Source organism: Staphylococcus petrasii, from assembly GCF_002902565.1.
GTDB lineage: Bacteria > Bacillota > Bacilli > Staphylococcales > Staphylococcaceae > Staphylococcus > Staphylococcus petrasii.
On the sequence record NZ_PPRC01000016.1, the window covers coordinates 15,758 to 39,695 of the forward strand.

The window sequence follows — 23,938 nt, forward strand, 5'->3', positions numbered from 1 at the left end:
TTCGGACTCTATACAATTCATTCCTCAATGTGATATTATATTTAAATAATAGAAGAATAGCTTAGAGAGGTCGTAAGGCATGGATAATGAAAAAGGATTACTAATCGTTCTTTCAGGTCCTTCAGGAGTAGGCAAAGGAACTGTTCGTAAAGAAATATTTGACGATCCAACTACATCATATAAGTACTCTATCTCAATGACTACACGTGACATGCGCGAAGGAGAAGTCGATGGTGTAGATTACTTTTTTAAAACGAAAGAAGAATTCGAAGCGTTAATTCAGGAAGATCAATTTATTGAATATGCCGAGTATGTAGGAAATTATTATGGAACACCTGTTCAATATGTTAAAGATACTATGGAAGCTGGTCATGACGTATTTTTAGAGATTGAAGTAGAAGGTGCTAAACAAGTAAGAAAGAAATTTCCTGACGCATTATTTATCTTCCTTGCACCGCCAAGCTTAGACCATTTGAGAGAGCGTTTAGTTGGGCGAGGCACTGAATCTGATGAAAAAATCCAAAGCAGAGTCAATGAAGCACGTAAAGAAGTGGAAATGATGAATCTTTACGACTATGTTGTCGTTAATGATGAAGTAGAGTTAGCCAAACAACGTATTCAATCGATTGTTGAAGCGGAGCATTTAAAAAGAGAACGCGTAGAAGCTATATATAGAAAAATGTTATTGGAGGCAAAAAAATAATGTTAAACCCACCTTTAAATCAGTTACAATCAAAAATTAATTCAAAATACTTAATTGCTACGACTGCAGCTAAGCGTGCACGTGAATTAGATGAGAAACCAGAAACAGCTTTATTAAATGGTTATCATTCAGCTAAACCAGTTGGCCAAGCATTAGAAGAAATTGCTAATGGTAAAATTGAACCTGAATATCCAGATGATTTTTACGCATAAGTTTAACGTTTAAATAATTTTAAAATTCACAAGTTAGTATTAATTTATGAGACTATAATAAAAAGATTCGCACACCTTACATTAAATGAGCCATTCATTTTGCTAGGGTGTGTGTTTTTAATTATTCGACTGATTTGTGTATAATTAATTTAATGTAAAAACCTATTTAATAATCGAAAAAAGTAAGGGAGAAAGCCGATTATGAAACACATTCTACTCGCCGTAACAGGTGGTATTGCAGCTTATAAAGCAATTGATTTAACAAGTAAGTTAACGCAAGCAGGTTACGATGTAAGAGTTATGCTTACAGACCATGCTCAAGAATTCGTAACGCCCTTAGCGTTTCAAGCTATTGGTAGAAATCCAGTGTACACGAGTACTTTTAAAGAAGAGAATCCACAAGAAATTCAACATGTGGCACTAGGAGATTGGGCTGATGCAATTATAGTAGCACCAGCTACTGCCAATATTATTGCTAAATTGAGCGTAGGCATTGCAGATGATATGGTCACGTCTACGTTGTTAGCTACTGAAACACCTAAATTTATAGCGCCAGCGATGAATGTGCATATGTATGAGAATCCTCGTACGCAGCGTAATATTGAGGTGCTTAAATCAGATGGCTATCACTTTATTGAGCCTGGTGATGGTTTCTTAGCGTGCGGTTATGTGGCAAAAGGAAGAATGGAAGAACCGTTACAAATTGTAAGTGTTCTTAACGATTATTTTAAACAACAACAACACATTCAACATAGTAGCTTCACTGGTAAGCATGCACTAGTTACAGCGGGACCTACAGTAGAAGTAATTGACCCAGTCCGTTTTGTTTCAAATCGTTCTTCTGGAAAGATGGGATTTGCAATTGCCCAAGCCTTACGTGATCGTGGCGCGCATGTAACATTAGTTACTGGTCCTACTCAATTAGAAGATCCAACTGGGGTAGAGGTTATTCATATTGAAAGCGCAGAAGAAATGTTCCAAGCAGTAACACAACGCTATGACGAACAAGATATTGTAGTGAAAGCAGCGGCAGTGTCAGATTATACGCCTACTCAAGTGCTAGATCATAAGATGAAGAAGCAAGAAGGGGATTTATCAGTCACATTTAAGCGTACTAAAGATATATTAAAATACTTAGGTGAACATAAAACACATCAATATTTAGTGGGATTTGCTGCAGAAACACAAAATATTGAACAATACGCACAAGATAAATTAAAACGCAAAAATGCAGATGTTATTATTTCAAATAATGTAGGAGACCAATCCATTGGTTTCAAATCTGATGATAATGAATTAACGATGCATTTTAAAAATGGTGAGACGCACAATATAAAGAAAGGAAAAAAAGTGCAATTAGCTCAACAAATTTTAGATGAATTAGAAACTAGGTGGCAATAATGATTGCAAAGGTCATTGTAGATGTACCTTCCAAAAGTGTAGATTTTAAGTTTGACTATCTCGTACCTAAAAATTTAGAAGAGTTTATACAAGTTGGTGTTAGAGTTATCGTTCCATTTGGGCCTCGAACAATTCAAGGCTATGTTATGGATATTCAGTCCCAACCAAGTGAAGATATCGACCTTCAAAAGCTAAAAGAAATTAAAGAAGTTCAAGACATACGTCCAGAATTAACGCCTGAATTAATACAATTAAGTGAATGGCTCAGTTATTCTCATGTGTCTAAAAGTATTTCTGTCCTTGAAGCAATGTTACCTAGCGCAATTAAGGCAAAATATACAAAAGTGTTTGAAGTTGTAAAACATAATGACATGGAAGAAGACCTTTTAAAATATTTTGATTCAAAAGGGCATTATAAATATAAAGATGCGCAAAAAAATAACCACTTGCCGGTGCTAAATAATTTACTCAAAGAAGGCATCGTTCAAGAAGTAACATTGTTATCTCAAAACACTAGTAAAAAAATGCAAAGAGCGGTTCGTATTCTTGATGACTATAATCCTGATGAAGTCCTAGCATTGCTTGAAAAATCTATGAAGCAATACGATGTGTATGCTTTCTTGTTAGATGAACAACATAAGACGGTTTTTCTTAAAGATTTAGAAGAAATGGGATTTTCAAAATCTAGTATTGATAGTCTTGTCAAAAAAGGATTTATTGAAAAATATGATGCTGAAGTAGAACGTGATCCATTTGCAGACCGTATTTTTGAAAGAGAAGACAAACGCACATTAACGCAAGAACAAGAAGAGGCTTTTCAACAAATTAAAGCAACTATTGACGAAGAGCGACAACGTACTTTCTTACTACATGGTGTCACGGGTTCAGGAAAGACGGAAGTCTACTTACAAACTATTGAAGAAGTACTTAATAAAGGGCAACAAGCCATGATGTTAGTACCTGAAATTGCCTTAACGCCACAAATGGTTTTACGTTTCAAACGTCGTTTTGGTGATGATGTTGCCGTGCTTCATTCAGGTTTATCAAATGGGGAACGTTATGATGAATGGCAAAAAATTAGAGACGGTAGAGCGCAAGTAAGTGTAGGCGCGCGTTCAAGTATTTTCGCGCCTTTTAAAAATTTAGGCATTATTATTATTGATGAAGAGCATGAATCAACCTACAAACAAGAAGATTATCCACGATACCATGCGCGTGATATTGCTGAATGGCGTAGTCGTTATCATCACTGTCCATTAGTGTTAGGAAGTGCAACGCCAAGTCTTGAATCTTATGCGCGTGCTGAAAAGGATGTATATCAACTTCTAACATTGCCTACTAGGGTGAACCAACAAGCATTACCTTCAATTGATATTATTGATATGCGAGAAGAATTAAGTTCAGGTAACCGTTCTATGTTCTCAAATGAATTACGAGAAGCGATACAAGATCGTTTGAATAAAAATGAACAAATCGTATTATTTTTAAATCGCCGTGGATATGCGTCATTTATGTTATGTCGGGATTGTGGTTATGTTCCTCAATGTCCTCATTGCGATATTTCGCTTACCTACCATAAAACAACGGATCAGTTAAAGTGTCATTATTGTGGTTATCAAGAAACACCGCCTAATATATGTCCTAACTGTGAGAGCCCTCATATTCGCCAAGTAGGTACAGGAACACAGCGTGTAGAAGAAATTTTGCAACAGGAATTTGAAGAAGCACGTATTATTCGTATGGACGTAGATACGACATCGCGTAAAGGTGCTCATGAGAAATTGCTTACTGATTTTGAAAAAGGTAAAGGCGATATTTTGTTAGGCACGCAAATGATTGCGAAGGGCTTAGATTATCCTAATATTACATTGGTAGGCGTACTCAATGCCGATACTATGTTAAATTTACCTGACTTCAGAGCAAGTGAACGAACATACCAATTATTAACCCAAGTGTCAGGCCGAGCTGGACGCCATGAAAAGCCAGGGAAAGTTATTATTCAAACATATAATCCAACACATTATGCTATTGAAGATGTACGACAAAATGATTATCTAACGTTCTATCAAAAAGAAATGGAATTTCGAAAAATAGGAAAATATCCTCCATATTACTTTTTAATTAATTTTACTATTGCGCATAAAAATATGAAAAAAGTGATGGAAGCTTCAAAACACGTTCATCAAGTATTGTTACAACATTTAACCGATAAAGCTTTAGTGCTAGGGCCATCTCCTGCAGCTATAGCGCGTATTAATAATGAACATCGTTTCCAAATTCTTGTTAAATATAAACGTGAGCCAGAGTTGCTTAAAGCATTGCAATACTTAGATGATTATTATCATGAAGCTTATATGAAAGATAAATTATCCTTGAAAATTGATATTAATCCTCAAATAATGATGTGATAAATTGTCGAGTTTTTCTGGTAGATAAAAAACGTCTTAAGGTGTAAAATGTAATTTAAATTAGAGCGTAGAATGACGCTAAAACGCAATGTTTAATTTACCCATTAATTATTTGATGTCATTAAAGCATCTAGAACACACACATCACTGTAAGCACTTGGCATTTTAATAATGGAGGATGACCGCTATGGTTGAAGAAAAATACGTCGGCACCAAAGCATTTGAGGAATTTAAAGAACATGTCGATTCAAGATTTAATCATCTTGATCAAATTTCAAAAGAAACAATAGATAGTAATTACGAAATTTTAAATTGGACCATTCAAAACATGGCGTTACAATTTAAAGAAGAAATTCATAAAAGTTATATGAATGAGATATGCTTTATTATCGTAACATCATTAAGTATCATAGCACTTATACTACCAATTGTTTTGTTTACTATATAATAAGAAAAAAAGTTACGCTACAGAGTTGATGTTCTGTAGCGTAACTTTTTATAAATATTCTACATTACTACGTTACCATTTTCATCGGCAGGTCTGAATAATGTTAAGATTGCACTAATAATAGCGATGATATGTGGAATGCCTGTCCAGAAGAAAGCTAAATGTAAAATGCCTGACATAGTTTTACCAGCATAAAACTTATGGACACCAAAGCTACCTAAAAATACCGCTAAAACGATATAGATAATTTTATTTACTTCCATTTTAATGACACCTCCAATCTTTTTTATATTTAATTCCTTCTCACTTTCTATTTTAATCGTATCAAATTTAAATGCAATTGATAACAATCTATTTAGTATTAATTTCAGTCTAAGGTCGCAATTCAATTTGAATTAAGTTATAATTATATGATGAATTTTTTCAGGAGGAGCATACATTATGGCGATACAAAAATTAGTCCAATCTACGCATCCTGTATTAACTAAAAAAGCACAACCCGTTACACAATTTGATGATGTATTAAAAGATTTACTATTAGATATAGAAGATACACTATATGCTGAAGAAGCCTCTGCATTGAGTGCACCTCAAATAGGGATTAGTAAGCAAGTAGCGATGATTGATATGGAATTGGAAGGTTTATTACAACTTGTAAATCCTATCATTAAATCTGAATCAGAGGAGAAAATTACCGACTTAGAAGGTTCTGTAAATCTACCTGGTGTATATGCGGAAGTAGAACGTAGTAAAATGATTACAGTAGAAGGTAATGACTTAGAAGGAAATAAAATAGAACTGACTGCCTATGATGATGTGGCACGCATGATCTTACACATTGTCGATCAATTAAATGGCATATTATTTACCGAACGTGCTAAGAAAGTATTAACTGAAGAAGAAGTGGAGGCGTATTTTGAAAATGAGTAAAGTAATTTTTATGGGAACACCTGATTTTTCAACAAAAGTATTAGAAATGTTAATAGCAGAGCATGAGGTTATCGCAGTCGTTACTCAACCAGATAGACCAGTTGGACGTAAACGCGTGTTAACACCACCACCAGTTAAAAAGGTAGCTCAAGCGCATGATATACCTGTTTATCAACCTGAAAAACTTAAAGATTCAGAAGAACTGACTACATTATTGAGCCTTGAGCCAGATTTAATTGTAACTGCTGCATTTGGTCAGTTATTACCTGAAAGTTTATTAAGCTTACCTAAAAAAGGTGCTATCAATGTTCACGCCTCACTATTGCCAAAATATCGCGGTGGTGCACCAATTCATCAAGCGATTATTGATGGAGAGAAACAAACTGGTATCACTATTATGTATATGGTGAAAAAATTAGATGCTGGTAATATTATTTCTCAAAAAGCGATTGATATTGAGCAAGATGATAACGTAGGAACAATGCATGACAAATTAAGTTTCTTAGGTGCCGATTTATTAAAAGAAACACTACCATCAATTATTGAAGGAACGAATGATAGTATTCCTCAAGACGATACAAAGGCTAGCTTCGCTTCAAATATTAGCAGAGAAGATGAGCGTATTGATTGGACGAAATCAGCACAAGATGTTCATAACCACATTAGAGGATTATCGCCATGGCCAGTAGCTTATACTAAGATGGATGACACAAACTTAAAACTATTTGCTGCGCATATTATTGAAGGTAAAAAAGGCGAACCAGGCCAAATTATTGAAACGACTAAAAAAGCTATTATAGTTGGGACAGGTTCAGATGATGCTGTTGCATTAACAGATATTCAATTAGCAGGGAAAAAACGTATGTTAGTAAGTAATTACTTAAGTGGCGTGCAAGAATCTCTAGTTGGGAAAACATTAGTATGACACAAACAGTGAGAGAACTAGCGTTTCAAGCTATTCAAGATATATTAAATGATAATGCGTATAGTAACTTAAAGATTAACGAAATACTGTCTAATGAGGAAATATCTTCTATTGATAAACCTCTTTTCACAGAATTAGTTTATGGCACGATAAAACGTAAATTAACATTAGATTTTTATTTGAAACCTTTTATTAAAACAAAAGTAAAAGGCTGGGTAAGACAATTATTATGGATGAGTTTATATCAATATATTTACTTAGATAAAGTGCCTAATCATGCCATTATTAATGAGGCCGTAGATATCGCAAAACGTCGTGGCGGCCCACATAATGGTAATATAGTAAATGGTATTTTAAGAACGATTTTCAGAAGCGATTTACCTAGTATTGATACTATTAAAAATGAAAAGCAACGTATGTCTATTCAATATAGTGTACCGAAATGGATTATCGAACATTGGATCACTCATCATGGCATTGAACAAACGCATAAAATCGCCAACGCGTTTCTCGAACAAACAGCGAATACTGTGAGAGTTAATACTAGTCGTATTAGTCCTGAAAAAATGGTAGCACGTTTACAAGATGAAGGGTACGAAGTTGAAATAGATAATATCATTCCATACTGTTTACATTTAAAAGGTAAACCAGTGGTAGAGTCGATAGCGTTTAAAGAAGGACTTATTTCAATTCAAGATAAGAGTTCAATGTTTGTAGGCTACTTCATGGACGTGAAACCTAATGATGAAATTTTAGATACATGTAGTGCACCGGGCGGTAAAGCATGTCATATGGCAGAATTGTTGTCGCCAAATGGTCACGTCGATGCGACAGATGTCCATAAGCATAAAATTGGCTTAATTAAAGAAAATATTAGAAAATTACAACTTAAGAATATAACAACATTTGATCACGATGCTACAACACCTTATAAAGGTATGTATGACAAAATTTTAGTAGATGCGCCTTGCAGCGGATTAGGTGTATTGAGACATAAACCTGAAATTAAATATGTACAATCTCAACAAAGTATTAATGACCTAGTTGAATTACAACTTGAGATATTAGACAATGTAAAAGGTAACTTAAAGCCTGGAGGTACACTTATTTATTCAACGTGTACGATAGAGCAACTTGAAAATGAGAACGTGATTTATACTTTCTTAAAACGTAATAAAGAATTTGAATTTGAGCCTATCACACATCCAATAACTGGAGAACAAGTTAAAACGTTACAAATTTTACCCCAAGACTTTGATTCGGATGGATTTTTCATAACTAAAATAAAAAGAAAGGAAAGTTAAGATGATAACTGCTGAAAAAAAGAAGAAAAATAAATTCTTGCCTGATTTCGAGAAACAATCGATTTATTCTTTAAGATTTGATGAAATGCAAGAGTGGCTAGTTGAACATGGCCAACAGAAATTTAGAGCGAAACAAATTTTTGAATGGTTATATCAAAAACGCGTCAATAGCATTGATGAGATGACAAATTTATCTAAAGATTTACGTCAAGTGTTAAAAGATAACTTTGCTATGACAACGTTGACTACCGTAGTAAAACAAGAAAGTAAAGACGGTACGATTAAATTTTTATTTGAATTACAAGATGGTTATACGATTGAAACGGTATTAATGCGTCATGATTACGGTAATTCAGTATGCGTAACGACACAAGTAGGTTGTCGTATTGGTTGTACATTCTGTGCCTCTACATTAGGAGGGTTAAAACGTAATTTAGAAGCGGGAGAAATTGTTTCTCAAGTATTAACTGTACAAAAAGCGTTGGACGCTACAAACGAACGTGTTTCTCAAATTGTTATCATGGGAATTGGTGAACCATTTGAAAACTACGATGAAATGATGGACTTTTTACGTATAGTTAATGACGATAATAGTTTAAATATCGGTGCGCGTCATATCACGGTTTCAACATCAGGTATTATTCCACGTATTTATGATTTTGCAGAAGAAGATATTCAAATCAACTTTGCAGTAAGTTTACATGCTGCGAAAGATGAGATACGTTCTAAATTAATGCCTATTAACCGTGCTTATCATGTAGATAAGTTGATGGAGGCGATTAAATATTATCAAGAAAAAACAAATCGCCGTGTTACCTTTGAATATGGTTTATTTGGAGGCGTTAATGATCAATTAGAACATGCACGTGATTTAGCGCATCTAATTAAAGATTTAAATTGCCATGTGAATTTAATACCTGTTAACCATGTTCCAGAACGTAATTATGTTAAGACACCTAAAGATGATATTTTTAAATTTGAAAAAGAATTAAAAAGACTCGGCATTAATGCTACGATTAGACGTGAACAAGGTGCCGATATTGATGCAGCATGTGGACAATTAAGAGCTAAGGAACGAGAAGTAGAAACGAGGTAATCAAAATGTTAAACGCACAATTTTTCACAGATACTGGACAACATAGAGACAAGAATGAAGATGCTGGAGGCATTTTTTATAACCAAACCCATCAACAATTATTAGTGTTATGCGATGGAATGGGCGGTCATAAAGCAGGAGAAATTGCAAGCCAGTTTGTTACTTATGAACTTCAAAAACGCTTTGAAGAAGAAAATTTTATTGAGTTCGAACAAGCAGAAAACTGGTTGCGTTTGACTTTAAAAGATATAAATCGGGATCTATTTGAGTATGCTCAAAGTCATGAAGACTATAGAGGCATGGGCACAACATGTGTCTGTGCGCTTGTCTTCGATAGACAATTAGTAGTCGCTAATATTGGAGATTCCAGAGCTTACGTGGTAAGTACAAGAGAGATTGAACAAATTACCCACGATCATTCATTTGTTAATCATTTGTTGATGACAGGTCAAATTACTGAAGAAGAAGCATGGACTCACCCTCAACGTAATATTATTACTAAGGTGATGGGCACAGATAAACGTGTGAACCCTGACATATTTACTAAACGCTTTAGTTATTATGATTATCTTTTACTAGCTTCAGATGGACTTACAGATTATGTAAGGGACGCGCGTATTTTAGAAGCCTTAAGTGAACCATTATCACTGGAAGAACATGGTAATCAGTTAATTCAATTAGCGTTATATCATCGTTCTAAAGATAATATTAGTGTGCTATTAGCTTCTATTGAAGGTGATAATGTATGATAGGAAAGTTGATTAGTGAACGCTATAAAGTTTTAGATAAACTTGGTGGCGGTGGAATGAGTATTGTTTATCTAGCTGAAGATACTATTTTGCATCGAAAAGTAGCTATTAAAGCAATTTCAATTTCGCAGAATGAAAAAGACGAAACGATGCGTCGCTTTGAAAGAGAAGTTAATAATGCGACCCAATTGATTCATAATAATATCGTTGAAGTCTATGATGTAGATGAAGAAGAAGAATGTTTTTTTCTCATAATGGAATATATTGATGGTCCTACGCTTTCTGAATATATACATAGTCATGGACCACTAAGTATTGATACGGCAATTAATTTTATTGAACAAATTTTACAAGGTGTGCAACAAGCCCATGAAAAGCGAATTGTACATAGAGATATTAAACCTCAAAATATTTTAATCGATAAAAACAAAACATTAAAAATATTTGATTTCGGCATTGCTAAAGCACTTAGTGAAACCTCTATGACACAAACTAACCACGTGCTAGGTACCGTACAATATTTATCACCTGAACAAGCAAAAGGTGAAACAACTAATGAAACTACAGATATTTATTCAATTGGAATAGTCCTTTATGAAATGCTAATTGGTCATCCACCATTTAGTGGAGAAACTGCTGTAAGTATTGCCATAAAGCATATTCAAGAATCTGTTCCAAATGTGACTGATCAGAGGGAAGATGTTCCTCAATCATTAAGTAATGTGGTATTAAAGGCGACTGCTAAAAATCCAGAACATCGTTACCAAAGTATAAGAGATATGAGGGAAGATTTAAGCAGTGTATTAGTTTCAAGCCGTATTAATGAAGAAAAACATACGCTTGAAAGTGATGAGAAAAAAACGGTCCCTATTGATAAAAATGAAATTAAAGATAAGTTAAAAGAAGAAGATGCTAAGAAAAATATTGCACAAACCATGCAAATTCCTATCGTAAATGAGCATCAATTTCAAACGAGCGAGAACCATGTATATGAGCCTCCTCGTAAGAAACGTTCTAAAAAGAAGAAATTTGCTATAGTTTTAATTTTACTTTTTCTTTTAGTAAGTTTATTCGGATTTATAGCCATGGGTATGTTTGGTGATAAATACTCTGAAATGCCAGATTTAACAGGTAAAACTGAAAAAGAAGCGGAAAAGATACTCCGTAAGTCACATTTAGAAATCGGTAAAATTTCACGTGAATATAGCGATACTTATCCTGAAAATAAAATTATGAAGTCTACCCCTAAAGCTGGTGAAAGAATTAATCAGCATGATAAAGTAGATATCATTCTTTCAAAAGGGCCTGAGCGTGCAAAAATGCCAAATGTTATCGGTATGAAAAAAGATGATGCGATTAATAAATTAAAAGAATTAAAACTAAATAATATTTCTATTGAACAAGAATATAGTAATCAAATGCCAAAAGGTAGCATCCTTCGTCAAAATGTTAATCCAGATAGTGATGTGAAAGTGAATGATCATCATATTGTATTAACTGAGTCTTTAGGTGTAAAAAAAGTCTATGTTAAAAATTATGAAAACGAAGATTATCAAACTGCCAAAAAAGAATTAAAGAAAAACAAATTAAAAGTAGAAATATCAGAAGAATATAGTGATGATATTAAAAAAGATAAAATTATTTCTCAAACACCTAAGAGTACACAAGTAGAGGAAGGTAGTACTATCCACTTTACTGTTTCTAAAGGTAAAGAGGATAAGAAAGATAATAAAGATAACGTAGATAAAGAAGATAGTAAGGACAGTAAAGACAAAGAAGATAATAAAAAGAACGATTCACAAGAAAAAAGTGATGATTCGAAAAATACAGCGGATGTAAAAAACTATAATGAAACGTACACAATACCATACACTGGAGAAGATGATAAAGGTCAGAAAGTTCAAGTATATGTGAGAGATAAAGATAATAGTGGTACAAGCGCTATTCAAACTTACACAATTACTGATGACAAAACGATATCAATTCCTTTGGCAATTGAAAAAGGAACATCAGCTGGCTATACCATTAGAGTAGATGGTAAAGTCGTGGCAGATAAAGACATTTATTATTAATAGTGTTTCAATAAAATAATGATGCTGAAAGTCTCAAAGTGATTTTGAATTTATATCGAAATCATTTTGAGGCTTTTTTATAACTATTTTTATTTTTAACTATAAATAAATTATGTAAACTTAAGTATGCATAACTTCTTTTTACTCTAACTTAGAATATTCATTCACATTTTGCTATAATATGTAATTATAAATATAAGACAAGAGGTGTCATTTTGGAGACTGGACGTATTATTAAATTAGTAAGTGGCGTTTATCAAGTAGATGTAGAAGGGAAATTATATGATACTAAACCACGTGGGTTATTTAGAAAGAAAAAGTTTTCTCCTATCGTGGGTGATATTGTAGATTTTGATATACAAAACATAGATGAAGGGTATATTCATCATGTACATGATCGACGTAACGCTTTAAAACGTCCGCCAGTAAGTAATATTGATGGTTTAATTATAGTGATGAGTGCGGTAGAACCTGATTTTTCAACGCAATTATTAGATCGATTCTTAGTCATTGCACATTCTTATGATTTAGCACCAAGTATATTAGTTACGAAGAAAGATTTAGCATCAGAAGCACAAATTGAACATATTGAATCATTATTAACTAATTATCAATCTATTGGCTATAATACTCAATTTGTTGGTAAGGACTCTGATAAAAGCGATGTCGTTGCTTCATGGCCTAACGGATTAGTAGTTTTAAGTGGGCAATCTGGTGTAGGTAAATCAACATTTATCAATACATTTAATCCTGAGCTAAATCTTGAAACAAATGACATATCGAAATCGCTTAACCGTGGTAAACATACCACACGACATGTAGAATTGTTTGAAAGAGAGAATGGCTTTATAGCTGATACTCCCGGGTTTAGTGCTTTAGATTTTGATCATATTGAAAAAGATGATTTAAAACATTATTTTATTGATATTGATAACTACGGTGAACAATGTAAATTTAGAAATTGTAACCATATTAAAGAACCTCAATGTAATGTAAAACAACAGTTAGATGAAGGTCATTTACCACAATTTCGTTATGATCATTATCTTCAATTATTCAATGAAATTTCTAATAGAAAGGTTAGATATTAATGAGAAGAATATATCCTTCGCTATTATCAGCAGACTTTTTAAATTTAAAAAATGAAATTGCTTTATTAGAAGAAGCTCAAGTAGATGGCCTACACTTCGATGTAATGGATGGACAATTTGTGCCTAATATTTCTATCGGATTGCCTATTTTAGATGCCATGCGTAGTGCGACTCAACTTCCAATTGACGTACATTTGATGATTGAGAATCCTGAACAATATATTGAAACTTTTGCTGAACACGGCGCTGATATGATTTCAATTCATGTAGAAGCAACGCCTCATATTCATCGTGCATTACAAATGATTAAAAATGCTGGTAAAAAAGCTGGCGTAGTTATTAATCCTGGTACACCAGTAGAAGCATTGATGCCTATTTTAGAAATGGTTGATTACGTATTAATTATGACAGTAAACCCTGGATTCGGTGGACAATCATTTATAGAAGCTTGTGCCACTAAAGTGAGATTATTACGTGATATAAGAGAATCATCAGAATTGCATTTCGACATTGAAGTTGATGGTGGAATTAATGATGAAACGATTGGACTATGTGCAGAGAATGGTGCCACTATGTTTGTAACTGGATCTTATTTCTTTAAACAAGATGATTATAAAAAGGTTACACAACGTTTGAAAGGTTGATTGAGATGAGAATCAATTTACTTTGTGGAGACAGACATTTACCTCAAAATATATTTAATAATGCACAAGACGTACACTGGGGTGGCATCGATAGAGGTACTTTAATACTTACTAATCATCAAATTATTCCTAAATTCACAGTAGGAGACTTCGATTCAGTAACAGATGAGGAAAGAAATCACTTAAAAGAAACGCTTGATATTCATCCAGTTAAAGCTGAAAAAGATGATACTGATTTAGCACTTGGTGTCGAGGAAGCAGTCCAACGAGGTTATAATGAAATTTATATTTTTGGAGCCACTGGCGGCCGTTTAGATCACTTTATGGGGATGCTTCAAATTTTGCTGAAACCTATTTATTCTGACAAACAAATCAAATTAGTCGTAGTTGATCAGCAAAATGAAATTCAATTATTAAATAGTGGTATACATACGATTGCAAAGTCTGCGGAATACAAATACGTATCCTTTATTCCTGTAAATGGAGAAGTTACTTTAACGTTAAAAGGATTTAAATATAATCTGCAAAATCAACATTTAGAAATTGGTTCAACACTAACTATTTCTAATGAAGTGGAAGAACCAATTGCGCATATCAATGTTGAAAATGGCCAAGTACTTCAAATGAGAAGTAAAGATTTATAACGATAACATTCATCATAATAGAAATTTAGACATAAAAAAATGCCTTCACCACATATGAAGGCATTTTTTGTGCATTATATTTATTAAACTCTAGTAACTTTACCAGATTTTAAAGCACGCGCAGAAACCCAAACTTTTTTAGGTTTTCCGTCAACTAAAATTCTAACTTTTTGAAGGTTAGCATTAAATCTACGTTTGTTCGCATTTAAAGCGTGTGAACGATTGTTACCAGTCGATGCTTTACGACCTGTTACGAAACATTGTTTACCCATCAAAGTACCTCCTTTAATAAATATAAATACACTTGACTACTTATATACTTTAATAAGATACCATATATGAAATTTGAAAGCAATAAAATAAAATGTAATTTAACTTAAAATGTTTTGAAATCCTCAAATTATGGTATAATTGTAAGCTGAGGAGTTATGTAACACATCTTAAATAATTAAATTATTTGAGTATGAACCAATAGTGTTTTTCACTATTTAAATAAAATATTGATTATAGATAGGGTATACATATTATAAACGACTCAAAGAGTTATCTATAATCTTAGTGTAGTTTCTTTAAAGTTAACGTCATTTTAACCATAATTCAGGAGGAATAGGAAGATGACTATTGAAATCTCAAACGACTATGGCAAAATAGATATTTCAAATGAAGTAATCGCATCAGTGGTAGGCAGTAAAGCAGTTGAAAGTTATGGAATAGTAGGTATGGCATCTAGACAACAAGTTAGAGATGGTATTGCTGAAATCTTAGGCCATGAAAATTATGCTAAAGGTATTATTGTTAAAGAAAACAATGGCGTGATTGATATCGATATGTATATTATCGTGAGCTATGGTGTAAAAATTTCTGAAGTAGCTAATAACATTCAATCATCTGTTAAATACACACTAGAACATTCGTTAAATGTCAAAGTAAATTCAATTAATATTTTTGTACAAGGTGTACGACTTAATCACAAGGGCAAGAAGGTATAGGAGGACAAAGCACGATGATTAGCACAATTAACGGTAAATTATTTGCCGATATGATTATACAAGGGGCACAAAATTTATCTAATAACGCAGATTTAGTGGATTCCCTAAATGTATATCCTGTTCCAGATGGCGATACAGGAACAAATATGAACTTAACTATCACTTCAGGGCGTGAAGAAGTTGAGAATAATTTATCAAATAGTATTGGTGAACTAGGTAAAACATTTTCTAAAGGTTTATTAATGGGCGCTCGTGGTAATTCAGGCGTTATTTTATCTCAATTATTTAGAGGCTTTTGTAAAAATATTGAACAAGAGCAACAAATCAATGCGCAACAATTAGCAAGCAGTTTCCAAGCTGGAGTAGATACTGCTTATAAAGCGGTAATGAAGCCTGTAGAAGGAACTATCCTTACAGTTGCTAAAGACGCAGCTAATGCGGCTATCAATAAAGCTGAAGAAACAGACGATTGTGTTGAAGTAATGGAATACACAATTGCAGAAGCTGAAAAATCACTAAACAATACACCAAATTTATTAGCTGTATTAAAAGAAGTAGGTGTCGTTGATAGTGGTGGTAAAGGTTTATTATGCGTTTATGAAGGTTTCTTAAAAGGGCTTAAAGGTGAAACAGTTGAAGCTAAGAAACCTAAATTAGACACAGATGACTTAGTTCATGAAGAACACGATTTCCATGGTGTAATTAATACTGAAGATATTAAATATGGCTATTGCACTGAAATGATGGTCCGCTTTGGAAAAGATAAAAAAGAATTTGATGAACAAGAATTTAGAAATGACATGAGCCAATTTGGCGATTCTTTACTTGTTATCAATGATGAAGAAATCGTTAAAGTTCACGTACATACTGAAACTCCAGGCGAAGTGTTTAACTATGGTCAACAATATGGTGAATTAATTAAATTAAAAGTAGAAAATATGCGTGAACAACATCGTGAAGTTATCCGTAAAGAACAACAAAATCAACATACGGCTAAAGATGAAGCACCTAAAACAGTAGAAATAGCTATTATTGCGATTTCTATGGGTGAAGGTATTTCAGAATTATTTACTTCAATGGGTGCAACACATATTATTAGTGGTGGGCAAACAATGAATCCATCTACTGAAGATATTGTAAAAGTCATTGAACAATCTCAATGTCAACGTGCGATTATTCTTCCTAATAATAAGAATATCAGAATGTCGAGTGATCAAGCTGCCGAATTAGTTGAAGCAGATACTGTTGTCATTCCAACAACTTCTATTCCTCAAGGTATTGCTGCACTTTTCCAATATGATGCATCATCTACATTGGAAGAGAACCAATCTCACATGACTACTGCGCTTGAAACAGTGAAATCTGGTTCAATCACATTTGCAGTGAGAGATACTAAGATTGACGGCGTAGAAATTAAAAAAGATGAATTTATGGGCTTAGCAGAAAGTAAGATTGTTACTAGTAATGCTGATGAATTCACAACTATTAAAGGCCTACTATCTGAATTATTAAATGAAGATAGCGAAATTTTAACTGTTATCGCTGGTGAAGAAGCTAGTGAAGATATGACAAGTCAATTAGTTGAATGGGTTGAAGCAGAATATCCAGATGTTGAAGTGGAAGAACATGATGGTGGCCAACCTATTTATCAATATTTATTCTCAGTTGAATAGAATTTAAAAGTTTTAGATGGTAAGAGTAAATTTGCTCTGCCATCTTTTTTATTTTTAAAAAATTAAGCAGACCTACGCTTTTTAAGTTTCAATAATGTGTAAAATTTAAATACTAGAAAAATTTACAAAAATTTATATTTATATTTTCTAAAATTAGTATAAAATATATTTGATGAAACTTAGGAGGATAGAGATGAAAAATTCAAGTTTAATTATTAAAACATTCATTATCACTTTAGTCAGCGTAATAGCATTATCTTTAGGAACTAGTTATACATATCATTCTCATATTGCTAATGCGCAAACGTCACTAAAAAAAGAACCAGCTAAATTTGTTAGAGGTGTGGATGGCGATACTGTTCAATTACTATACAAAGGTAAAAAAGCAACATTCAGATTATTGCTAATTGACTCACCTGAAACGAAAGATCCACGCAAACCTGTTCAGAAGTATGGTCCAGAAGCAAGTAAATTTACTACTCGTATGATGGCGAACGCACGAAACATCCAAGTTCAGTTTGATAAAGGTCAACGTACAGATAAATATGGTAGATATTTAGCTTATGTATACGCAGATGGTCAAATGGTAAACAATGCTATTGTAAGACAAGGTTTAGCTAGAGTAGCTTATGTTTACCCACCAAATAATACTTATGTACAAACGTTATATGCGAGTCAATCTAGAGCTCAAGCTGAAAAGTTAAACATTTGGAGTACACAATCAACTAAATCAACTACTAAATCGACAACTAAGACTAGTGCAGTACCTAAAACTACAAAGCCTAGTACACCAGTAAATAAAACAAATAAAACTACAAAAACTACTACACCACAATATTTTAAAAATTGTACAGCTATGAGACAAACATATCCAAATGGTGTAAGTAAAAATCATCCAGCTTATCGCCCAACATTAGATAGAGATAAAGATGGATGGGCATGTGAAGTAAGCAAATAATTAAATAGTAATTAAAGAAACCTGTCTAAAAAAAGACAGGTTTTATTTTTGCTACTGTAATTTAATTATGTAAACTAAAAAAATAAATATCTAATTTCCTCTCTCCTTACTATTACTCATTTTCAAAAAGCGTTAACTATCATTAATACGGTTAAACCATGTTAAAATAGAGATAAGATTATAAATATTAGGTGAGAAAACGATGTCTAAAGTCAATTTAATAGAGAGTCCATATCCGCTTCAAAATATTAAAGGACTTGGACCTAAAAGAATGGCATTATTGCATGAATTAAACATTCATACTGTCGAAGATTTAATACTATATTTGCCGACAAGATACGATGATAATACAATAGTTGATTTAAATATGGCAGAAGATCAATCTACTGTAACGGTAGTAGGTCAAGTTTACTCAGTACCAACTGTGGCATTTTTCGGGAGAAATAAATCGAAGTTAACGGTACATCTTATGGTAGATAATATTGCAGTGAAATGCGTCTTCTTCAATCAACCATATTTGAAAAAGAAAATTGAATTGCATGGCACAGTAACAGTCAAAGGGAAATGGAATAGAGCGAAACAAGAGATTAATGGTAATCGTATGTTCTTTGATGCCCAAGCGCAAGATACTGAAGAAGTGAAGCTAGAGCCAGTGTATCGAATTAAAGAAGGTATTAAGCAAAAGCAAATGCGTGATATGATTCATCAAACGTTAAATGATGTAACTATTCATGAATGGTTAACGGATGACTTACGACATAAATATAAATTAGAAACGTTAGATTATACGATTAAAACAATGCATCAGCCGAAAGATAGAACCGAGTTAATGCGCGCACGTAGAACATATGCGTTCACAGAATTATTTATGTTTGAGCTAAGAATGCAATGGCTTAATCGCATAGAAAAGACGTCTGATGAAGCAATTGAAGTTAATTACGATATCAAAAAAGTAAAAGCATTTATTGATACATTACCATTTGAATTAACTGACGCTCAAAAAACAAGTGTTAATGAAATATTTAGAGACTTAAAAGCGCCGATAAGAATGCATCGTCTATTACAAGGGGATGTAGGTTCAGGTAAAACCGTCGTCGCAGCTATTTGTATGTATTCATTAAAAACGGCTGGTTACCAATCTGCGCTTATGGTACCTACCGAAATTCTAGCAGAACAACATGCCAATAGTTTAACGGAATTGTTTGGAGACTATATGAATGTCGCTTTATTAACGGGTTCTGTAAAAGGAAAAAAACGTCGTGCCTTATTAGAACAATTGGAAAATGGTACGATAGATTGTTTGATTGGAACACATGCGTTGATTCAAGATGATGTTATTTTCAATAATGTGGGATTAGTAATCACCGATGAACAACATCGCTTCGGAGTAAATCAACGTCAGATGTTAAGAGAAAAAGGTGCAATGACTAACGTCTTATTCATGACCGCAACGCCAATTCCTAGAACTTTAGCTATTTCAGTATTTGGTGAAATGGACGTGTCTTCAATTAAGCAATTACCTAAAGGACGTAAACCCATCATTACCAATTGGGCGAAGCATGAACAATATGAACAAGTGTTAGCGCAAATGACTTCTGAATTGCAAAAAGGAAGACAAACATACGTTATCTGTCCTTTGATTGAAAGCTCTGAACACCTTGAAGATGTGCAAAACGTTGTGGCCCTTTATGAATCACTACAAGCACATTATGGCAATGGCCGTGTAGGATTACTTCACGGTAAAATGCCAGCAGATGAAAAAGATGATGTCATGACACGCTTCAGTGAACATGAACTAGATATTCTTGTTTCTACTACAGTTGTAGAAGTAGGGGTTAACGTGCCTAATGCTACATTTATGATGATTTATGATGCAGATCGTTTCGGCTTATCAACGTTACATCAATTAAGAGGACGTGTAGGTCGAAGTGAACATCAAAGTTACTGTGTATTAATCGCGTCGCCTAAGACTGAAACGGGAATTGAGCGTATGACGATTATGACGCAAACGACTGATGGGTTTGAGTTAAGTGAGCGCGATTTAGAAATGCGCGGTCCTGGTGATTTCTTTGGTGTGAAACAAAGTGGTTTACCTGACTTTATGGTGGCCAACATAGTGGAAGATTATCGTATGCTTGAAGTAGCGCGTGATGAAGCTGCTGAGTTAATTCAATCGGGTGTCTTTTTCACAGATGCTTATGAACATTTGCGTACGTTTATTGATGAGAATTTGCTACACATGAGCTTCGATTAATCATCTGCCTCTGCCTTTTCTGAAAAAGGGGGCAAGGTAGGATGATATTTGTTGAGCTTCTTAAATAGAAAGTGTTATGATATGTGAGGAATGTTTAAGACTTGGTACTAAATTCATGTGTAGAGGGGGAACTTTATTTGAAAATGAAGAAAGACGAACGTCGTCAAGCCATTCAAAAGGCAATTGATTTGAACCCCTTTATGACGGATAGTGCGCTGTGTGAGATGTTTGGTGTGAGTATTCAAACGATTAGGTTAGATCGCACGTATCTTAATATTCCTGAGTTGCGCAAGCGTATTAAGTTAGTAGCTGAGCAAAATTATGAGCAGATTCGCGCATTAGAGGCTAATGAAGTGATAGGTGACTTGATTCAAGTTGCGCCTAATGAATCAGCGCAATCGATTATTGAAGTAACAGAAGAATCGGTATTTGCGAAGACTCAAATTGCACGTGGTCATGTGTTATTTGCGCAAGCGAATTCGTTATGTGTAGCATTGATACATAAATCGACAGTTCTGACACAGGAAAGTTCGATTAAATTTATTGTAAAAGTGAAGTTACATGATACTGTAAGAGCAGAAGCACATGTGACTGACCAAACAACGCATCATTATTTTATAAAAGTTAACTCTTATGTTAAAGATACTTTAGTGTTTCAAGGCACGTTTAAAATGTTTTATATAAGCGAGGATGAAGCAAATGGTTAAAATTGCTATAGATATGATGGGTGGCGATGATGCCCCTGGTATCGTGTTAGAGGCTGTTGAAAAAGCGGTTAATGATTTTAAAGATTTGGAAATTATTCTTTTTGGTGATGAAAAACAATATACGCTCAATCATGAACGTATTGAATTCAGACATTGTTCTGAAAAAATTGAAATGGAAGACGAACCAGTTAGAGCCATTAAACGTAAGAAAGATAGTTCAATGGTACGTATGGCTGAAGCGGTTAAAAATGGCGAAGCAGATGGTTGTGTTTCAGCAGGGAACACAGGTGCATTAATGTCTGCTGGATTATTCATCGTAGGTCGTATTAAAGGTGTAGCACGTCCAGCCCTTGTGGTTACATTACCAACGATTGATGGCAAAGGCTTTACATTCTTAGATGTAGGTGCCAATGCGGATGCTAAACCAGAACATTTATTACAATACGCACAACTTGGAAATATTTATGCTAAAAAAGTGCGTGGCCTTAATAATCCAAAATTATCATTATTAAATATTGGTACTGAGCCAGCTAAAGGTAATTCATTAACGAAAAAAGCGTATCAATTATTAAGTGAAGATGGTAGCTTTAACTTCACTGGTAATATCGAAGCGAAAACGTTAATGGAAGGTAACACAGATGTTGTCGTAACAGATGGTTACACTGGTAACATGGTATTAAAAAATATTGAAGGTACTGCGAAATCTATCGGTAAAATGTTGAAAGAAACATTATTAGGTAGCTTTAAAAATAAATTAGCTGCAGCCGTATTGAAAAAAGATTTAGATACGTTTGCTAAGAAAATGGACTATGCAGAGTATGGCGGATCAGTATTATTAGGTTTAGATGGTACTGTAGTTAAAGCTCACGGTGGTTCAAATGCCCGTGCATTTTACTCAGCAATTCGCCAAGCTAAAATTGCTGGAGATGAAAAGATTGTTGAAATTATGAGAGAAACGGTAGGTAATCAAGATGAGTAAAATTGCGATTGTTTTTCCTGGACAAGGTGCTCAAAAAGTTGGAATGGCAAATGATTTATACACTGAAGATGCTAAAGCAACAGAGATATTAAATTCAGCACAAGAAGCAGTAGATTTTGACTTATTAGAAACAATGTTTACTGATAGCGAAGGGAAATTAGGCGAAACTGAAAATACGCAACCCGCATTGTTAACGCATAGTGCAGCATTATTAAATGCACTTGAAAATATAAATGCAGATTATACAATGGGACATAGTTTAGGTGAATATTCAAGTTTAGTAGCTGCTGGCGTATTAAACTTCGAAGACGCGGTTAAAATTGTACGTAAACGTGGTCAATTAATGGCACAAGCGTTTCCAAATGGTGTAGGCAGTATGGCAGCGGTACTAGGTTTAAGTTATGAAGAAGTGGACACAATCTGTAAAGATTTATCTACTGAAGATGAATTAATTGAACCAGCAAACATTAATTGTCCTGGACAAATTGTTGTATCTGGTCATAAAACATTAATTGATAAATTAGCGGAAGAAGGCAAGTCACTTGGCGCTAAACGTGTATTACCTTTAGCTGTGTCTGGACCGTTCCATTCATCAATGATGCAAGTCATTGAAAAAGACTTCGAAGCTTATATTAATCAATTTGATTGGCATGATGCTAAATTCCCTATCGTGCAAAATGTGAACGCTAAAGGCGAAACAGATGCTGAAACAATCAAACAAAATATGGTGAAACAATTATATTCACCAGTTCAATTTATTAAATCAACAGAATGGTTAATCGATCAAGGCGTTGATCATTTTATCGAAATTGGACCTGGCAAAGTATTATCTGGTTTAATTAAAAAAATTAATCGCGATGTTAAATTAACATCTATTCAAACTCTAGAAGATGTGAAAGGATGGAATCAACATGACTAACAAGAATGCATTAGTAACTGGTGCTTCAAGAGGTATCGGCCGTAGTATTGCGTTACAATTAGCTGAAGATGGCTTTAACGTAGCTGTAAACTATGCAGGTAATAAAGAAAAAGCAGAAGCAGTAGTAGCTGAAATTAAAGAAAAAGGCGTAGAAAGCTTTGCGATTCAAGCAAACGTTGCTGAAGGCGATGAAGTTAAAGCAATGATTAAGGAAGTTGTGAGTCAATTTGGTTCATTAGATGTACTTGTAAACAACGCTGGTATTACGCGTGACAACCTATTAATGCGTATGAAAGAGCAAGAATGGGATGACGTAATTAATACAAACTTAAAAGGTACATTCAATTGTATTCAAAAAGCTACACCACAAATGTTACGTCAACGTGGCGGTGCTATTATCAACTTATCAAGTATTGTAGGTGCTATGGGTAACCCTGGCCAAGCAAACTATGTAGCAACTAAAGCAGGTATTGAAGGCTTAACTAAATCAAGTGCACGTGAACTTGCATCACGTGGTATTACAGTGAATGCTGTAGCACCTGGTTTCATTGTTTCAGATATGACAAATGCTTTAAACGATGACTTAAAATCACAAATGTTAGAACAAATTCCATTATCACGTTTTGGTGAAGATAAAGACATCGCTTATACAGTAGCATTCTTAGCCTCTGAAAGAGCTAAATACATCACTGGCCAAACAATCCACGTTAACGGCGGTATGTACATGTAAGGTTAAATATGGGCGTATTTTAGTATAGAAATTTATACTTCACATAGTGTAAATAGTATCTTTACAATGCTAATAAATGCTTGTATTTTAACCACTAAAATG

24 protein-coding genes are annotated in these 23,938 nt (G+C 33.8%); 22 read left to right on the top strand and 2 right to left on the bottom strand.

Annotated features, from left to right (window positions below; genetic code table 11):
• Nucleotides 1-79: 79 nt before the first annotated feature.
• The 5 genes from gmk to CD127_RS03500 all read left to right on the top strand — a co-directional run bounded on the left by gmk (nt 80) and on the right by CD127_RS03500 (nt 5,172).
• On the top strand, nt 80-703 hold the full coding sequence (gene gmk / locus CD127_RS03480) for a guanylate kinase (RefSeq protein WP_103297891.1): 624 nt from the start codon (nt 80-82) through the stop codon (nt 701-703).
• Nucleotides 703-915: a DNA-directed RNA polymerase subunit omega gene (gene rpoZ, locus CD127_RS03485; RefSeq protein WP_103297890.1), complete on the top strand. Its 213-nt coding sequence runs from the start codon at nt 703-705 to the stop codon at nt 913-915. The genes gmk and rpoZ overlap by 1 nt, the downstream gene beginning before the upstream one ends.
• 201 nt (nt 916-1,116) lie before the next feature.
• Entirely contained in the window at nt 1,117-2,316 is a 1,200-nt protein-coding gene (gene coaBC / locus CD127_RS03490; RefSeq protein WP_103365789.1) for a bifunctional phosphopantothenoylcysteine decarboxylase/phosphopantothenate--cysteine ligase CoaBC, read from the top strand.
• A complete protein-coding gene (priA, locus tag CD127_RS03495) occupies nt 2,316-4,724 on the top strand; it encodes a primosomal protein N' (RefSeq protein ID WP_103365790.1) in 2,409 nt (802 codons plus the stop codon). The genes coaBC and priA overlap by 1 nt, the downstream gene beginning before the upstream one ends.
• Before the next feature lie 187 nt (nt 4,725-4,911).
• The gene (locus CD127_RS03500; RefSeq protein ID WP_103365791.1) at nt 4,912-5,172 is read left to right on the top strand and encodes a hypothetical protein; all 261 of its coding nucleotides are present in this window, start codon (nt 4,912-4,914) and stop codon (nt 5,170-5,172) included.
• Nucleotides 5,173-5,231: 59 nt separating this feature from the next.
• Here the strand turns inward: CD127_RS03500 and CD127_RS03505 are convergent, their stop codons facing one another.
• Complete coding sequence (locus CD127_RS03505; protein WP_103297886.1) at nt 5,232-5,435, bottom strand: TM2 domain-containing protein; 204 nt, start codon at nt 5,433-5,435, stop codon at nt 5,232-5,234.
• Between the two features lie 178 nt (nt 5,436-5,613).
• Between CD127_RS03505 and CD127_RS03510 the strand changes: the two genes are divergently transcribed.
• The 9 genes from CD127_RS03510 (at nt 5,614) to CD127_RS03550 (ending at nt 14,627) form a co-directional block, all read left to right on the top strand.
• Nucleotides 5,614-6,102, top strand: coding sequence for a peptide deformylase (locus tag CD127_RS03510; RefSeq protein WP_103365792.1), 489 nt, complete (start codon nt 5,614-5,616; stop codon nt 6,100-6,102).
• A complete protein-coding gene (gene fmt, locus CD127_RS03515; protein ID WP_103365819.1) occupies nt 6,095-7,027 on the top strand; it encodes a methionyl-tRNA formyltransferase in 933 nt (310 codons plus the stop codon). Before CD127_RS03510 ends, fmt begins: the two co-directional genes overlap by 8 nt.
• Nucleotides 7,024-8,331 carry a 16S rRNA (cytosine(967)-C(5))-methyltransferase RsmB gene (gene rsmB / locus CD127_RS03520; RefSeq protein WP_103365793.1) on the top strand — a complete coding sequence of 436 codons (1,308 nt, stop codon included), beginning with the start codon at nt 7,024-7,026 and terminating at the stop codon, nt 8,329-8,331. The genes fmt and rsmB overlap by 4 nt, the downstream gene beginning before the upstream one ends.
• 1 nt (nt 8,332) lies before the next feature.
• Complete coding sequence (rlmN, locus tag CD127_RS03525) at nt 8,333-9,427, top strand: dual-specificity RNA methyltransferase RlmN (RefSeq protein WP_103297883.1); 1,095 nt, start codon at nt 8,333-8,335, stop codon at nt 9,425-9,427.
• A 5-nt stretch (nt 9,428-9,432) separates the two neighbouring features.
• On the top strand, nt 9,433-10,176 hold the full coding sequence (locus tag CD127_RS03530; protein ID WP_103297882.1) for a Stp1/IreP family PP2C-type Ser/Thr phosphatase: 744 nt from the start codon (nt 9,433-9,435) through the stop codon (nt 10,174-10,176).
• A complete protein-coding gene (gene pknB / locus CD127_RS03535) occupies nt 10,173-12,248 on the top strand; it encodes a Stk1 family PASTA domain-containing Ser/Thr kinase (RefSeq protein WP_103365794.1) in 2,076 nt (691 codons plus the stop codon). The genes CD127_RS03530 and pknB overlap by 4 nt, the downstream gene beginning before the upstream one ends.
• Before the next feature lie 215 nt (nt 12,249-12,463).
• Complete coding sequence (gene rsgA, locus CD127_RS03540) at nt 12,464-13,339, top strand: ribosome small subunit-dependent GTPase A (RefSeq protein ID WP_103365795.1); 876 nt, start codon at nt 12,464-12,466, stop codon at nt 13,337-13,339.
• A complete protein-coding gene (gene rpe / locus CD127_RS03545; RefSeq protein ID WP_103365796.1) occupies nt 13,339-13,983 on the top strand; it encodes a ribulose-phosphate 3-epimerase in 645 nt (214 codons plus the stop codon). The genes rsgA and rpe overlap by 1 nt, the downstream gene beginning before the upstream one ends.
• Nucleotides 13,984-13,988: 5 nt before the next feature.
• Complete coding sequence (locus CD127_RS03550; protein ID WP_103365797.1) at nt 13,989-14,627, top strand: thiamine diphosphokinase; 639 nt, start codon at nt 13,989-13,991, stop codon at nt 14,625-14,627.
• Between the two features lie 83 nt (nt 14,628-14,710).
• Here the strand turns inward: CD127_RS03550 and rpmB are convergent, their stop codons facing one another.
• A complete protein-coding gene (gene rpmB, locus CD127_RS03555; RefSeq protein ID WP_103297877.1) occupies nt 14,711-14,899 on the bottom strand; it encodes a 50S ribosomal protein L28 in 189 nt (62 codons plus the stop codon).
• Between the two features lie 342 nt (nt 14,900-15,241).
• Here rpmB and CD127_RS03560 point away from each other — a divergent pair, with 342 nt between their 5' ends.
• The 8 genes from CD127_RS03560 to fabG all read left to right on the top strand — a co-directional run bounded on the left by CD127_RS03560 (nt 15,242) and on the right by fabG (nt 23,836).
• Entirely contained in the window at nt 15,242-15,616 is a 375-nt protein-coding gene (locus CD127_RS03560) for an Asp23/Gls24 family envelope stress response protein (protein ID WP_103365798.1), read from the top strand.
• Nucleotides 15,617-15,630: 14 nt separating this feature from the next.
• Nucleotides 15,631-17,289, top strand: coding sequence for a fatty acid kinase catalytic subunit FakA (gene fakA / locus CD127_RS03565; RefSeq protein ID WP_103365799.1), 1,659 nt, complete (start codon nt 15,631-15,633; stop codon nt 17,287-17,289).
• A gap of 193 nt (nt 17,290-17,482) precedes the next feature.
• Nucleotides 17,483-18,247: a thermonuclease family protein gene (locus CD127_RS03570; RefSeq protein WP_235851308.1), complete on the top strand. Its 765-nt coding sequence runs from the start codon at nt 17,483-17,485 to the stop codon at nt 18,245-18,247.
• A gap of 202 nt (nt 18,248-18,449) precedes the next feature.
• Entirely contained in the window at nt 18,450-20,501 is a 2,052-nt protein-coding gene (gene recG / locus CD127_RS03575; protein ID WP_103365801.1) for an ATP-dependent DNA helicase RecG, read from the top strand.
• 137 nt (nt 20,502-20,638) lie between these two features.
• A complete protein-coding gene (gene fapR, locus CD127_RS03580; protein WP_103365802.1) occupies nt 20,639-21,208 on the top strand; it encodes a transcription factor FapR in 570 nt (189 codons plus the stop codon).
• Nucleotides 21,201-22,187: a phosphate acyltransferase PlsX gene (gene plsX, locus CD127_RS03585; RefSeq protein WP_103329593.1), complete on the top strand. Its 987-nt coding sequence runs from the start codon at nt 21,201-21,203 to the stop codon at nt 22,185-22,187. The genes fapR and plsX overlap by 8 nt, the downstream gene beginning before the upstream one ends.
• Nucleotides 22,180-23,106, top strand: coding sequence for an ACP S-malonyltransferase (gene fabD / locus CD127_RS03590; RefSeq protein ID WP_103365803.1), 927 nt, complete (start codon nt 22,180-22,182; stop codon nt 23,104-23,106). The genes plsX and fabD overlap by 8 nt, the downstream gene beginning before the upstream one ends.
• Entirely contained in the window at nt 23,099-23,836 is a 738-nt protein-coding gene (gene fabG, locus CD127_RS03595) for a 3-oxoacyl-[acyl-carrier-protein] reductase (protein WP_103297870.1), read from the top strand. The genes fabD and fabG overlap by 8 nt, the downstream gene beginning before the upstream one ends.
• Nucleotides 23,837-23,938 lie beyond the last annotated feature (102 nt).

Bases quoted from the DNA above. Each gene is read 5' to 3' on its own strand.
- gmk (WP_103297891.1), top strand. From the start codon at position 80: ATGGATAATGAAAAAGGATTACTAATCGTTCTTTCAGGTCCTTCAGGA.
- rpoZ (WP_103297890.1), top strand. From the start codon at position 703: ATGTTAAACCCACCTTTAAATCAGTTACAATCAAAAATTAATTCAAAA.
- coaBC (WP_103365789.1), top strand. From the start codon at position 1,117: ATGAAACACATTCTACTCGCCGTAACAGGTGGTATTGCAGCTTATAAA.
- priA (WP_103365790.1), top strand. From the start codon at position 2,316: ATGATTGCAAAGGTCATTGTAGATGTACCTTCCAAAAGTGTAGATTTT.
- CD127_RS03500 (WP_103365791.1), top strand. From the start codon at position 4,912: ATGGTTGAAGAAAAATACGTCGGCACCAAAGCATTTGAGGAATTTAAA.
- CD127_RS03505 (WP_103297886.1), bottom strand. From the start codon at position 5,435: ATGGAAGTAAATAAAATTATCTATATCGTTTTAGCGGTATTTTTAGGT.
- CD127_RS03510 (WP_103365792.1), top strand. From the start codon at position 5,614: ATGGCGATACAAAAATTAGTCCAATCTACGCATCCTGTATTAACTAAA.
- fmt (WP_103365819.1), top strand. From the start codon at position 6,095: ATGAGTAAAGTAATTTTTATGGGAACACCTGATTTTTCAACAAAAGTA.
- rsmB (WP_103365793.1), top strand. From the start codon at position 7,024: ATGACACAAACAGTGAGAGAACTAGCGTTTCAAGCTATTCAAGATATA.
- rlmN (WP_103297883.1), top strand. From the start codon at position 8,333: ATGATAACTGCTGAAAAAAAGAAGAAAAATAAATTCTTGCCTGATTTC.
- CD127_RS03530 (WP_103297882.1), top strand. From the start codon at position 9,433: ATGTTAAACGCACAATTTTTCACAGATACTGGACAACATAGAGACAAG.
- pknB (WP_103365794.1), top strand. From the start codon at position 10,173: ATGATAGGAAAGTTGATTAGTGAACGCTATAAAGTTTTAGATAAACTT.
- rpe (WP_103365796.1), top strand. From the start codon at position 13,339: ATGAGAAGAATATATCCTTCGCTATTATCAGCAGACTTTTTAAATTTA.
- CD127_RS03550 (WP_103365797.1), top strand. From the start codon at position 13,989: ATGAGAATCAATTTACTTTGTGGAGACAGACATTTACCTCAAAATATA.
- rpmB (WP_103297877.1), bottom strand. From the start codon at position 14,899: ATGGGTAAACAATGTTTCGTAACAGGTCGTAAAGCATCGACTGGTAAC.
- CD127_RS03560 (WP_103365798.1), top strand. From the start codon at position 15,242: ATGACTATTGAAATCTCAAACGACTATGGCAAAATAGATATTTCAAAT.
- fakA (WP_103365799.1), top strand. From the start codon at position 15,631: ATGATTAGCACAATTAACGGTAAATTATTTGCCGATATGATTATACAA.
- CD127_RS03570 (WP_235851308.1), top strand. From the start codon at position 17,483: ATGAAAAATTCAAGTTTAATTATTAAAACATTCATTATCACTTTAGTC.
- recG (WP_103365801.1), top strand. From the start codon at position 18,450: ATGTCTAAAGTCAATTTAATAGAGAGTCCATATCCGCTTCAAAATATT.
- plsX (WP_103329593.1), top strand. From the start codon at position 21,201: ATGGTTAAAATTGCTATAGATATGATGGGTGGCGATGATGCCCCTGGT.
- fabD (WP_103365803.1), top strand. From the start codon at position 22,180: ATGAGTAAAATTGCGATTGTTTTTCCTGGACAAGGTGCTCAAAAAGTT.
- fabG (WP_103297870.1), top strand. From the start codon at position 23,099: ATGACTAACAAGAATGCATTAGTAACTGGTGCTTCAAGAGGTATCGGC.